Raw genomic sequence first — 14,574 nt, forward strand, 5'->3', positions numbered from 1 at the left:
CCGCCGGTCACCAGCACCGTGCCCTCGCCCACCACAGGACCGTCCACCGGCGCCGGAACCACCGCGCGGAGAAGACGCGGCACGAACACCGCACCCGAACGAACCGCCACCTGGCCACCCGACGCCGCCGGCTCGTCCGCCACCGCGGCCAGGACACCCAACACCCCGGCGTCCACGTCGCCGTCGACATCCGCCAGCACGATCCGACCCGGATGCTCCGACTGCGCCGACCGCAGCAGACCCCACACCGCCGCACCCGCCAGGTCGGTGACGCGGTCCTCGGCGCCGACGGCCACCGCCCCCCGCGTCACCACCACCAGCCGCGACTCCGCCAGAGCGTCGGCGGCCAGCCACGCCCGTACCGTCGCCAGCACGTCCGACGTCGCCGCGCGCACCGTGTCGGGGCCGTCGTCGTGGCGGGCGTCCGCGTGCCGTACCGCGTCCGCGCGGTCCGGTCGTCGCACGCTGCCCGCCGGCACCAGCAGCAGGCGCGGCGCCGCGCCCGATCCGGCAACCGCCTCGACGTCGGAGAACACCGGCAGGTCGGCGGAGACCGGCGCGCCCACCAGCGCCCACCCGGAGACGTCCCCGGACGCGGTGACCTCCTCGGCCTGCCAGGCGACCTCGAACAACGACCGGGCCGCCTCGCCCGGGGACGACACCCCGGTCAGCTCCCGCAGCGCCAGCGAGTCCACCGACACCACGGCCGACCCGGACTCGTCACAGGCGACCAGCCGCACCGCCGAACCGGCACGCGTCAGCCGCACCCGCAGCGTCCGCGCACCCGAGGCGTGCACCTGCACACCCTCGAACGCGAACGGCACCCGCGGCCCGCCCGTGCCCTCGCCAAGCAGCAGCCCGATCGGGTGCAGGGCCGCGTCCAGCAACGCCGGATGCACCCCGAACGCCGTCGCGTCACCGGCCACCTCGTCCGGCAACGCCACCTCGGCGAAGACCTCGTCGCCGCCGGTCCACACCCGGCGCAGGCCCTGGAACACCGGCCCGTAGACCAGAGCGCGCTCCGCCAGCGCCGGATACCAGCCCGCCAGGTCCACCTCGGACGCGCCGGCCGGCGGCCACGTACCCACGCCCGGCTCGTCGGCCGACGCCGGCTCCAGCATTCCCTCGGCGTGCCGGACCCACTCCGGGTCGACGCTCTCCTCCGGCTGCGAGTGCACGGTCACCGACCGGATGCCGCCCTCGTCGGCGGCGCCGACACGCACCTGTACCCGCACCGCGCCGGCAGCCGGCAGCACCAGCGGCGCCGCGACGGTCAGCTCCCGCACCCGCGACGCACCCACCTCGTCGCCCGCCCGCACCGCCAACTCCACCAGGGCGGCACCCGGCACCACCACGGTGCCGGAGACCGAGTGGTCGGCCAGCCAGGCGTGCGTCGACGTGGAGAGGCGGCCGGTCAGCACCACCATGTCCTCGCCGGCCACCGACACCGCCGCTCCGAGCAGCGGGTGCCCGGCCGCACCGAGACCGGCGCCGGACACGTCCGTCCACCGCCCCGCCGGCTCCAGCCAGAAGCGCTGGTGCTGGAACGCGTACGTCGGCAGGTCCACGTGCCGGCCGCCGCCCCGGCTGAGGAGGTCCGCCCAACCGACGCTCACACCGTGCACGTGCAGCCGCGCGAGCGCATCGAGGAGGGCCTGCGGCTCGGGCCGGTCGTGGCGCGAGACCGGGAGCAGCAGGGGCTCGGGTTCGTCCGCCGCCCGCTCGGTGAGACAGTTCTGCGCCATGGCGGTCAGGACGCCGTTCGGCCCCACCTCCAGGTAGGTGTCGACCTCCTCGGCGCGCAGGCAGTCGACGGCGTCGGCGAAGCGCACCGTGCCGCGTACGTGCCGCACCCAGTAGCCGGGGTCGCAGAGCTGGTCGGCGTCGGCGACCCGGCCGGTCAGGTTCGACACCACCGGGATCGTCGGCGGCCGGAAGGTGAGCCCCTCGGCGACCGCCGCGAACTCGGCGAGCATCGGATCCATCCGACCGCTGTGGAACGCGTGGCTGACCCGCAACCGGCGGGTCTGCACGCCCCGCTCGGACCAGATCCGCTGCACCTGGTCGAGCGCCTCGACGTCCCCGGCCACCACGACGGCGGTGGGGCCGTTGACGGCGGCGATGTCGAGCCGGCCGGTCAGCCCCGCGAGGGACCCGGCCACCGCCGCCTCGTCCGCCGCCACGGCGAGCATCCCGCCGCCGGCAGGCAGGGCCTGCATCAGCCGGCCGCGGGCCGCGACCAGGGCGCACGCGTCGGCCAGGGACAGCACCCCGGCCACGTGTGCCGCCGCGATCTCGCCGATCGAGTGCCCGGCCACCACGTCCGGCACCACGCCGAACGACTCGACCAACCGGAACAGCGCCACCTCGACCGCGAACAACCCGGCCTGGGTGAACACCGTCTGATCCAGCAGCCCCGCCTCCCCGGTGCCCGCCTCGGCGAACATCACCTCACGCAACGGACGCGGCAACAACGGGTCGAGATGCCCACACACCTCGTCCAGCGCCGCGGCGAAAACCGGGAAGACGGCGTACAACTCGCGACCCATGCCGGCACGCTGCGCGCCCTGGCCGGAGAAGAGGAAGGCCACCCGGCCACGCGGGGCCGACAGGCCGGTGGTGACCATGCCGTCCGGCTCGCCGGCGGCGAGTGCCCGCAGCCCGGCGAGCAGGTCGTCCGTGTCACCGGCGAGGACCACCGCGCGGTGGTCGAGCCCGGAGCGGTTGATCGAGGAGAGCGCGACGTCCACCGGCCGGAGGGAGCCGACGCGGCCGAGGTGGCCGGCCCACCGGTCGGCCTGCCCGGCGAGCGCCTCGGAGGTACGGGCGGAGAGGAACACCGGTACGAGCGGGAGCACCACCGGCGCGTCGGCGACGGGCTCGGCCCCGTCCGTGGGCGGGGCGTCCTCGACGGGCGCCTCCTCCAGGATGACGTGTGCGTTCGTACCGCTGATGCCGAAGGACGACACGGCGGCCCGGCGCGGCCGGTCGACGGCCGACCACTCCCGTGCCTCGGTCAGCAGCGAGACCTGCCCGGCGGACCAGTCGATGTGCGGGGACGGCTCGTCGACGTGCAGGGTGGCGGGCATGCTCCGGTGCCGGATCGCCTCGATCATCTTGATCAGGCCGGCGGCGCCCGCGGCAGCCTGGGTGTGGCCCAGGTTCGACTTGACCGAGCCCAGCCAGAGCGGCCCGTTCTCGCCCCGGTCCTGCCCGTACGTGGCCAGCAGCGCCTGCGCCTCGATGGGGTCGCCGAGGGTGGTGCCGGTGCCGTGCGCCTCGACCACGTCGACGTCGGCCGGGGAGAGGCGGGCGTTCGCGAGGGCCTGCCGGATCACCCGCTCCTGGGACGGGCCGTTGGGCGCGGTCAGGCCGCTGCTGGCGCCGTCCTGGTTGACCGCGCTGCCCCGGACGACGGCCAGGATCCGCCGGCCGTCGCGGCGGGCGTCGGACAGCCGCTGCAACAGCAGCACCCCGACGCCTTCGGACCAGCCGGTGCCGTCGGCGGCGGCGGCGAACGACTTGCAGCGGCCGTCGGACGCCAGGCCCCGCTGCCGGGAGAAGTCGGCGAAGGTGCCCGGCGTGGACATCACCGTCACGCCGCCGGCGAGGGCGAAGTCGCAGTCCCGCTGGCGCAGCGCCTGCGTCGCGAGGTGCACGGCGACCAGCGACGACGAGCACGCCGTGTCCACGGTGACCGCCGGCCCCTCGAGCCCGAACGTGTACGCCACCCGCCCCGACACCACGCTGCCGGAGTTGCCGGTGCCGATGTAGCCCTCGACGCCGTCGGGCAGGTCCAGCACCCGGGACGCGTAGTCGTGGTACATGACCCCGGCGAACACGCCGGTCCGGCTGCCCCGCAGCCGCTGCGGGTCGATGCCGGCGTGCTCGAACGCCTCCCAGGAGGTCTCCAGCAGCAGCCGCTGGTGCGGGTCCATGGCCAGGGCCTCGCGGGGGCTGATGCCGAAGAAGCCCGGGTCGAACTGCGGCGCGTCGTAGAGGAAGCCGCCCTGATTGCTGTACGACGTACCCGGGTTGTCCGGGTCGACGTGGAAGAGCCGCTCCAGGTCCCAGCCCCGGTCGGCCGGGAAGTCGCCCACTCCCTCGCCGCCCCGGTCGACCAGGTCCCACAGCTCGGCCGGGCTGGTCACCCCGCCCGGGAACCGGCACGCCATCCCGATGACGGCCATCGGCTCGCGGTCCTTGGCCTCCACCTCACGCACCCGCCGACGCGCGTCGCGCAGGTCGGCAGTCGCACGCCGGAGGTAGTCGAGGAACTCTGCCTCAGTGGGCATCGGGCCACTCCGTATCAGGAATCGAGGTGTGCGACATGCCGGATCAGGCCGTGCCGAGCTCTTCGTCCAGCAGGCTGAAGATCTCTTCGGCCGAGGCCGACTGGAGGCTGGAACCGTCGTCGTCGGCGGAGCCGGCGTCGGACTCGGCGTAGGACCACAGGGAGAGCAGTTCGCGCAGCCGGGCGCCGACGGCGGCCCGGTCGGTGTCACCGGCGGCCACCGTGCGCATGGTGTGTTCCAGCTTGTTCAGCTCGCCGAGGACCGCGAGCGCGGACGTGCTGCGCTCCGCCAGCATGGCGCCCCGCAGGTACTCGACCAGCGCGGCCGTGGTCGGCCGGTCGTAGATCAGCGTGGACGGCAGCCGCAGCCCGGTGGCCGCGTTGAGCCGGTTACGGAACTCGACCGCGGTCAGCGAGTCGAAGCCCAGCTCGACGAAGCCGCGCTCGGCGTCGATCGACCGGATCGACGCGTAGCCGAGGACGGCGGCGGCGTGGGTGCGGACCAGGTCGGAGAGGACCTGGTCGCGGTCCGCCTCCGCGGTGGCGGCCAGGGTCTCCCGCAGCGCCTCGGCCGGGTCGCGCTCCGCGGCCCGGGCCGCGCCCGTCTCCGCCGGCCGGACCAGCGACCGCAGCACCGGGGGCACCGCCGCCGGCCCGTGCCGGCCGATCAGCGCGACGTCCAGGCTGACCGGCACGATCACCGGCTCGGCGAAGCGCAGCGCCTCGCTGAACAGTTCCATGCCCTCGTCGGCGCCGAGCGGGACGAAACCGCCCCGGCTCATCCGGGCCTCGTCGACGTGCCCCGGCTGGCCGTCGCCGGTGTCGTTGGCCCACGGGCCCCAGGCCAGCGACATCGCCGCCAGGCCCCGGTCCCGGCGGTGCTGGGCGAGGGCGTCGAGGAAGCAGTTGGCCGCGGCGTGGTTGGCCTGCCCGGGGCCGCCGAAGAGGCCGGCCGCGGAGGAGAAGATCACGAACGCGGCCAGGTCCAGCTTCTCGGTCAGCTCGTGCAGGTGCCAGGCCGCGTCGACCTTGGGGCGGAGCACGGTGTCGAAGCGGTCCGGGGTGAGCGCGGACAGGATGCCGTCGTCGAGCACGCCGGCCGCGTGCACCACGCCGGTCAGCGGCCGGTCGGCGGGAATCTGGTCGATCAGCAGGGCCAACGCGTCGCGGTCGGCGACGTCGCAGGCGAGCACCTGGGCGGTGGCGCCCAGGCCGGCGAGCTCGTCGACGAGCCCGGCGACGCCCGGGGCGTCCGCGCCGCTGCGGCTGACCAGCAGCAGGTGGCGTACGTCGTGCCCGGTCACCAGCCGCCGCGCGACGAGCCGCCCGAGCGCGCCGGTCGCCCCGGTCACCAGGACCGTGCCGGCGGCCAGGTCCGGGCCGGGCCGGTCGGCGGGGGGCGGGCCGAGCCGGGTCAGCCGGGGTACGCGCAACCGGCCGGCCCGTACCGCGAGCTGGGGTTCGCCCGTGTCGAGCGCCGCCGGCAGCAGCGCGGCGGCCGACCCGTCGTCGTCGACGTCGAGGAGCACGATCCGGTCGGGGTTCTCCGACTGGGCGGACCGCAGCAGGCCCCAGGCGGTGGCGGCCGGCACGTCGGTGATCCGGTCGTCCGGGTCGACCCGGACCGCGCCGCGGGTGACCACCACCAGCCGGGCCGGCGCGAGGGACTCCTCGGCGAGCCACTGCTGGGCCAGGGCGAGCGTGCGGTGGCTGACCCGGTGCGCCTGGCGGGCGGGGTGCGGCTCGTCGGGGGTCGGCCCGACGCAGGTCACGACCACCGCGTCGGGCACCGGGGCGCCCGCGCGCACCTCGGCGACCAGGGCGGACAGGTCGGGGTGCCGCTCGCTGCCGGGCCAGTCTTCGCCGAGGACGACCAGCCGGGACGTGGCGCCGGCGCGGCCCTGGGCGGGGGCGACCCAGTCGAGGCGGTGCAGGGACCGGTTGGCCGACCGGCGGGCCGCGCTGAGCTGCTCGCCGGAGATGGGCCGCAGGACGAGGCTCTCGACGGACGCGACCGGCGTCGCGCCGGTGTCGGTGATCGTCAGCGAGACCGACGCGGAGTCGGTGGCGCGCAGCCGGATGCGCAGTTCGCGGGCGCGGGTGGGCCGGATGGTCACGCCCGACCAGGTGAACGGCAGGCCCGGGCGGATGTCGGTGCCGCCCTGCGGGGCCTCCCCCGCCCGGTCGGCGCCGGCGGGGTCGGTGACGCTGGCGCCGATGGCGTGCAGCGCCGCGTCCATCAGGGCCGGGTGCACGGAGAAGGCCGTGGTGTCGGTGGACGCGTCGGCGTCCAGGGCGACCTCGGCGAGGATGTCCGGCCCCGACCGCCACGCGGCGCGCAGCGCCCGGAAGGCCGGGCCGTAGTGGTAGCCCTGGGTGGCGAGCCGGGCGTAGAGGCCGTCGAGGGCGATCGGCTCGGCGTCGGCGGGCGGCCACACGGCCGCCGGGGCGGCTTCCGGGTCGACGGTGCCGGCGAGCTGGCCGGAGGCGTGCCGCTGCCAGGACCGGGATCCGTGGTGGTCGGTGTCGTCGTCGCGGCGGGAGTGGATGGCGACCGGACGGTGGCCGCTGTCGTCCCGCGGGCCGACGCGGACCCGCAGGTCGACTCCCCCCTCGGTGGGGATCGCCAGCGGCGCCTCCAGGTTCAGCTCGGCGACGGACGCCGCGTCGGCGTGCCGCCCGGTCCAGGACGCGAGTTCGACCAGCGCCGTCCCGGGCAGCAGGACCGTGCCCAGCACGGCGTGGTCGGCCAGCCAGGGGTGGGTGGCGAGGGTGATCCGGCCGGTGAACAACAGACCTTCGTCGCCCGGCAGGTCGGCGACGGCGCTGAGCAGCGGGTGGTCGACGACGTCGAGGCCGACGGAGGGCAGGACGGAACGGTGGGCGCCGGTGCGCTCCAGCCAGTAGCGGTGCCGGTCGAAGGCGTACGTCGGCAGGTCGACGGGTTCGCTCGTGGGCAGCATCCGGCGCTGGTCCACCGGCAGGCCGACGGCGTACGCGGTGGCGAGGCTGGTCAGCAGCCGGGTCACGGCGTCGTCCGGCCCGCCGAGGGTGTCCAGGACCTGGCCGGTGGTGCCGGTTCCGTCGAGGATCTCGGCGACGCGGGCGGTCAGCACCGGCTCCGGCGAGACCTCCACGAAGATCGTGTGTCCGGCGGAGACTACGGTACGGACGGCGTCGTCGAACAGCCCCGGCCGTCCCGTCCCGTCGGCCCAGTGGCCGGCGACGAGGGTGGCCCGGTCGGCCCAGTCGCCGGTGACGGTGGAGGCCAGTCGGGCGGTTCCGGGCAGGGGGGCGAGCCCTTCCAGGTCGGCGCGAAGGCCGGCGGGGTCCACCTCGCCTGCGGCTGCCCGGGCCCGCAGCGCCACCGTCCGTGCCGCGTCGGGCAGGGACAGCACGCCCGCCACACAGGCGGCCACGATCTCGCCGTCCGCGTCCCCGATGACCGCCGCCGGGGTCACCCCGGCGTGCCGCCAGACGGCGGCGAGCGCCACCCCGACGGCGAACAGGACGGGCTGCGCCAGCTCCGGGCGGTCGGTCCAGGAGGCGTCCGCGCCGGTCAGCAGGGCGGCGGGGTCGACGTCGAGCCAGGGCGCCAGGGCCTGCCGGCACTCGGCGAGCGTGTCGTCGAAGACCGGGCAGCGGCCGACCAGTCCGGCCGCCGCACCCGCCGAACGGGCCCCCGGGAACAGGAGGACCGCGCCCGCGCCGTGGGCGGTGACGGTGCCGGTCACCACGTTGCCGGCCGGGGTTCCGGCGGCGAGCGCGTCCAGGCCGGCCAGCAGCTCACCCGGGGTCGCGCCGATCACCACGGCCCGCCGGTCGAACGCCGACCGGGTGGCCGCGAGGGACCAGCCGACCGCCGCCGGGGCGAGACCGGGGTGCTGCCGTACGTGCCGGGCCAGCCGGGACGCCTGCGCGGTCAGGGCGGAGGCGGAACGGGCCGACACCGGCCACCCGACCACGTCCGAGGCGACCAGCCCGGCCGCCGGGGCGGAGGCGGGCTCCGTGTCACCGGCCGGGTCGGCGTCGGTGGGCTGCTCGATGACCACGTGGGCGTTCGTGCCGGAGATCCCGAACGAGGAGACCGCCGCGCGGCGCGGCCGGTCCACCGCCGGCCACGGCCGGGACCGGGTCACCAGTTCCACGGCGCCGGCGGACCAGTCGATGTGCGGCGAGGGCGTGTCGACGTGCAGCGACGCCGGGACGGTGCCCTCCCGCATCGCCAGCACCATCTTGATCACACCGGCCACGCCGGCGGCGGCCTGCGAGTGGCCGATGTTCGACTTCACCGATCCCAGCAGCAGCGGGCCGCTGTCGCCCCGGTCCTGGCCGTAGGTCGCCAGCAGGGCCTGCGCCTCGATCGGGTCGCCGAGGGTGGTGCCGGTGCCGTGCGCCTCGACGACGTCCACGTCCGTGGACGCCAGCCGGGCGCTGGCGAGGGCCTGCCGGATCACCCGCTGCTGGGAGGGACCGTTGGGCGCGGTCAGGCCGTTGGACGCGCCGTCGGAGTTCACGGCCGAGCCGCGTACCACGGCCAGGATCCGCCGGCCCTGCCGGCGGGCGTCCGAAAGCCGCTGGACCAGCAGCATGCCGACACCCTCGGACCAGCCGGTGCCGTCCGCCGAGGCGGCGAAGGACTTGCAGCGCCCGTCGGAGGCCAGCCCGCCCTGCCGCGAGAACTCCTGGAACGCCGTCGGGGTGGCCATCACCGCCACGCCGCCGGCCAGCGCCAGGTCGCACTCGCCCCGGCGCAGCGCCGCGCCGGCGAGGTGCAGCGCCACCAGCGACGAGGAACAGGCGGTGTCGACCGTGACGGCCGGACCCTCCAGCCCCAGGGTGTACGCCACCCGGCCGGAGATCACGCTGTGCGCGGCGCCGGTCATCAGGTAGCCCTCGACCCCCTCGGGGACCTCGGTCAGACCGGTGCCGTACCCGGAGGTCGAGGCGCCCACGAAGACACCGGTGCGGGTGCCGCGCAGCGACGCCGGGTCCACCCCGGCCCGTTCGAGCGCCTCCCACGACGCCTCGAGGGTGAGCCGCTGCTGCGGGTCCATCGCCACCGCCTCGCGGGGCGAGATCTCGAAGAAGGCGGGGTCGAAGTCGGGCACGTCGTAGAGGAAGCCGCCGGCCGGGGCGTACGCGCCCTCCACCGGCTCCGGGATCTCCCAGCCCCGGTCGGTCGGGAACGCCGAGATGGCGTCCACGCCGTCGGCGACCAGCCGCCAGAAGGCCTCCGGCCCGTCGACGCCGCCCGGGTAGCGGCAGGCCATGCCGACGATCGCGACGGGCTCGTCGGCGTCGACGACGAGCGTCTCCGGCGCGTCGGCCGGGTTGGCGCCGGACACCAGTTCGCGCAGGTGCGCGGCCAACTCGGCCGGGGTGGGGTAGTCGAAGACCAGCGTGGTGGGCAGCCGCAGGCCGGTGGCCGTGTTCAGCCGCCCCCGGAAGTCCACCGCGGTCAGCGAGTCGAAGCCGAGGTCCTTGAACGGACGCCCGCGCAACTCGTCCGGGGTGGCGTGGCCGAGGACAGCCGCGGTCTGCTCGTTGACCAGCCGCAGCAGCTCCCGCTCCTGGTCCGCCGCCGGGAGCGACGCCAGGTGCCGCAGCGGTGCGGCGACGGCGCCGCCGACCGGGCCGGTGGCCTCCTCCGCCGCGACGATCGCCCGCACCTGCGGGAGGTCGCCGAGCAGCGGGCTGGGCCGGGCCACCGTGAACGCGGGATGGAACCGGGTCCAGTCGACGTCGGCGACGGTGACGCAGGAGGCCGGACGCCGCATCGCCCGGTCCAGCGCGACGAGCGCCTTCTGCGGGTCGATCGGCGGCAGGCCCATCCGGTTCAGCTGCCCGGTGGCAACGTTCTCGGCGGCCATGCCGTCGGCGCCGCCCCAGGCCGTCCAGGAGACGGCGGTGGCGGGCAGACCCCGGCCGCGCCGGTTGACGGCCAGGGCGTCGAGCAGCGAGTTGCCGGCGCCGTAGGCGCACTGGCCGGCGCTGCCCCACACGCCGGAGATGGAGGAGAAGAGCACGAACGCGTCGAGCTCGCGGTCGGCGAGGCAGGCATCGAGGTGCAGGGCGCCGAGCACCTTCCCGGCGACGACGTGGGAGAACTCGTCGAGGGTGGTGTCGGTCAGCGGGGTGAGCTGGTCGGTGCCGGCGGCGTGCACGACGGCGGTCAGGCCGGGCAGCGAGTCCACCAGGTCCGCCACGGAACGCCGGTCGGTGACGTCGCAGGCGGCGACGGTGACCCGCCCGTCCGCGCCGTACCGGTCGAGCAGGTCCGCCACGGCGGGAGCGGCGGCGCCCCGCCGGCTGGCCAGGACCACCTGCCCGACGCCCCGGTCCAGCAGCCAGCGGGTGACGTGGCCGCCGAGGGCGCCGGTGCCACCGGTGACCAGGACGGTGCCGGAGCACCAGTCGCCGGCCGGCGACTGGTCCGCCGCCGGCGGGGCCGGGCTGAGCCGGCGGGCCCAGATCCCGCCGGGCCGGACGGCGACCTGGTCCTCGCCGCCGTCGCCGGCCAGCACGGCGGCGAGCCGCCGGGCGGTGGCGTCCTCGACGGTGGGCGGCAGGTCGACCAGCCCGCCCCAGCGGTGCGGTTGTTCGACCGCCGCCGCGCGGCCGAGGCCCCAGACCTCGGTCTGCAGCGGGTGCTCGACCCGGTCGCCCGGGGCCGCCGCCACCGCGCCGCTGGTGACGCACCACAGCGGGGCCACCAGGTCCAGGTCGGTCATGGCCTGGACCAGGGCGAGGGTGGCGGCCGCGCCGACGGTCACGCCGGGGTGCTCGGGCAACAGCCGGTCCTGGCCGGCGACCAGGGCGAGCACGCCGTCGACCGGCCGTCCGTCGATCAGTTCCCGCAGCCGGCCGGTGAGCGTCGCGCGGTCGAGGTCCGCCGCGCCCACGCGCAGCACCAGCGGCTCGGCGTCGGGGAAGACGCCGACCAGGCGGTCGGCCCAGGCCGGGGCGTCGTCGGCCGGCAGCACGACCAGCCAGCGGCCCGCCGGCCCGTCCCGGTCGTCGACCGCGACGGGCTTCCAGGTCACCTGGTACGACCAGCCGTCCACCACGGAGCGTTCGCGCCGGGACCGGCGCCACGACGTGAGCACCGGCAGGGCCGGCAGCAGCGCCCGTACCTGCTCGTCGTCGTCCTCGCCGACGCCCAGTTCGCCGCGCAGCGTGTCGACGTCCGCCTGTTCCAGGGCGGTCCAGAACTCGTCGTCGTCGCCGGGCGTGGTGGGGTCGGGGGCGGCGGGCGGCGGCTCGGGCCAGAACCGCTGCCGCCGGAAGGCGTACGCGGGCAGGGGCACCCGCGTGGTGTCCGTGCCGGCGAACAGCTCGGCCCAGCCCACCTCGACCCCGGCGACGTGCAGCTCGGCGAGGGCGGTGAACACGGACGCGGGCTCGCCGCGGTCCCGGCGCAGCAGCGCCACCGCGGCCCGGTCGTCGTCCGCGCCGGCCGCGGTCAGGATGTCGTGGGTCAGCGCGGTGAGCACCCCGCTGGGGCCGACCTCCAGGAACGTGCGCACCCCCAGGGCGCGCAGCTGTTCCACGCCGTCGGCGAACCGGACGGCCTCCCGCACGTGCCGGACCCAGTAGTCGGCGGTGCGGATCTCGTCGGGATCGGCGACCGCGCCGGTCAGGTTCGACACGATCGGCAGGGTCGGCGGGTGCAGTTCCAGCCCGCGCACCACGGCGGCGAACTCGTCGAGCATGGGTTCCATCAGCGGGCTGTGGAAGGCGTGGCTGACCCGCAGCGGCCTGGTCCGTACGCCCTGGTCGGCCCAGCGGCGTTCGAGTTCCTCGACCGCGTCGGCCGCGCCGGAGACCACCACGGCGGTGGGCCCGTTGACGGCTGCCACGGCGACCCGGTCGGTCAGGCCGTCGAGGGCGGCGCGGACCGCGTCGGCGGGGAGCTGGACGGCCAGCATCGCGCCGCCGGCCGGCAGGGCCTGCATCAGCCGGCCCCGGGCCGCGACGAGCGTGGCGGCGTCCGGCAGCGACAGCACGCCGGCCACGTGGGCGGCGGACAGCTCGCCGATCGAGTGGCCGAGCAGGACGTCCGGGGCGATCCCCCAGCTCTCCAGGAGCCGGAACAGCGCCACCTCGACGGCGAACAGGCCGGCCTGGGTGAAGATCGTCTGGTTGAGCAGCCCGGCGGCCTCGGCACCCTCCGGCGCGAAGATCACCGGGGTGAGCGGGCGGGGCAGGTGGCGGTCCAGTTCGGCGCAGACCTCGGCCAGCGCCCGGGCGAAGACGGGAAACGCGGCGGCCAGGTCGCGGCCCATGCCGCTGCGCTGCGCGCCCTGACCGGAGAAGAGGAACGCCAGCTTGCCGCCGCGCGGCCCGGCACCGGTGACCAGGCCCGGGACGTCCGAGCCGTCGGCGAGCGCGCGCAGGCCGCCCAACAGGGCGGCGCGGTCCTCGACGAGCAGCACGGCCCGGTGTTCCAGGCTCGCCCGGCTGCTGGCCGACGACCAGCCGATGTCGGGCAGGCGCAGGTCGGGGCGGCCGTCGAGCCAGTCGGCCCAGCGGGTCGCCTGGGCGGCGAGGGAGTCCGCCTCCCGGGCGGAGACCAGCACCGGCACGAGGCCCGCCCCGGTGACCGGGGCGGGGGTGGTGTCCGCGTCGGTCGCGGCGGCGGGCCCGTCCGGGGCGTCCGGCGCGGCCGGGGCCGGGTCGGCGGCGGGCGCCTCCTCGATGATCACGTGGGCGTTGGTGCCGCTCATGCCGAAGGAGGAGATCCCGGCCCGGCGGGGCTCCTCGCCGGTCGGCCACGGCTGGGGGCTGGTCACCACCGACACCGCGCCGGCCGTCCAGTCGACGTTGGGGGTGGGCTCGTCGACGTGCAGCGTCGCGGGCACCCGCTCGTGCCGCAACGCCATCACCATCTTGATCACCCCGGCGACCCCGGCGGCGGCCTGGGTGTGCCCGATGTTCGACTTGACGGAGCCGAGCCAGAGCGGCTGGTCCGCCGGCCGGCCCTGCCCGTACGTCGACAGCAGGGCCTGGGCCTCGATCGGGTCGCCGAGGGTGGTGCCGGTGCCGTGCGCCTCCACCACGTCGACCTGCTCGGGGGCGAGCCGGGCGCTGGCCAGCGCCTGGAGGACGACCCGCTGCTGGGACGGGCCGTTGGGGGCGGTCAGCCCGTTGCTGGCGCCGTCCTGGTTGACCGCGCTGCCACGGACCACGGCCAGGACAGGGTGGCCGTTGCGCCGCGCGTCGGAGAGCCGCTCGACGAGGAGCAGGCCGACGCCCTCGCCCCAGGCGGTGCCGTCGGCGGCGGCGGCGAACGACTTGCACCGGCCGTCGAGGGCCAGGCCGCGCTGCCGGCTGAAGCCGATGAAGGCGGCGGGGGTGGACATGATGGTGGCGCCGCCGGCCAGCGCCAGGGTGCACTCCCCGTGCCGCAGCGCCTGCACCGCCAGGTGCAGCGCGACCAGCGACGAGGAGCAGGCGGTGTCGACGGTGACCGCGGGACCCTCGATGCCGAGGGCGTACGAGATCCGGCCGGACACGACGCTCGCCGCCGTCCCGGTGAGGATGTAGCCCTCGGTGCCGGGCGGCGGCTGCTGGAGCAGCGACACGTAGTCCTGGCCGGTGGTGCTGGCGAACACCCCGACCTGGTGGCCGCGCAACGTCGACGGGTCGATCCCGGCGTGCTCGAACGCCTCCCAGGAGGTCTCCAGCAGCAGTCGCTGCTGCGGATCCATGCTGAGCGCCTCGCGGGGCGAGATGCCGAAGAACGCGGCGTCGAAGTCGGTGGCCGAGTCGACGAAGCCCCCCTCGGCGACGTACGAGGTGCCGGGGTGGTCGGGGTCCGGGTGGAACAGTTGCGCCACGTCCCAGCCCCGCTCGGCGGGGAAGCCGGAGATGGCGTCGCGACCCGAGTCGACGAGTTCCCACAGCTCTTCCGGCGAGCGCACCCCGCCCGGGAACCGGCAGGCCATGCCGACGATGGCGATCGGCTCGCGGCTGGCCGCCTCAAGCTCGCCGAGTTTTCTCCTGGTCTGGTGAAGGTCCGCCGTCACCCATTTCAGGTACTCGCGTAGCGTATCTTCAGTCGCCATTAGTGCCACCTTTTCGGGCCGGAGAGAACCAGGCGACCCAATACCGTCCACAGACGCCACAAGCCGCGAAGACCAATGCCCATTCAGCCGACCACGAATTGCCCAGACAAAAAGCGTTTTAGCGCAGACCAGGTCTTACTTACCGGAGGAAGGTAATTGTCGCCGGACGGCGGTCACAACCCCTAGCCTGCCCCTACCCGGTGCCCCTAC

The 14,574-nt window shown here is 75.9% G+C and carries 2 protein-coding genes; both read right to left on the bottom strand.

Annotated elements, in window-relative coordinates; genetic code table 11:
- On the bottom strand, positions 1-4,295 hold a 4,295-nt coding region (locus AB0D32_RS31795), incomplete at its 3' end, for a beta-ketoacyl synthase N-terminal-like domain-containing protein (RefSeq protein WP_357098312.1).
- Positions 4,296-4,338: 43 nt separating this feature from the next.
- The gene (locus AB0D32_RS31800; protein ID WP_357098315.1) at positions 4,339-14,364 is read right to left on the bottom strand and encodes a type I polyketide synthase; all 10,026 of its coding nucleotides are present in this window, start codon (positions 14,362-14,364) and stop codon (positions 4,339-4,341) included.
- Positions 14,365-14,574: the final 210 nt, after the last annotated feature.

It is taken from the genome of Micromonospora sp. NPDC048170 (assembly GCF_040652795.1).
Lineage (GTDB): Bacteria > Actinomycetota > Actinomycetes > Mycobacteriales > Micromonosporaceae > Micromonospora.

What these genes read in the sequence shown, in the direction of transcription:
- AB0D32_RS31800 (WP_357098315.1), bottom strand. Translation starts at nt 14,364, where the DNA reads ATGGCGACTGAAGATACGCTACGCGAGTACCTGAAATGGGTGACGGCG.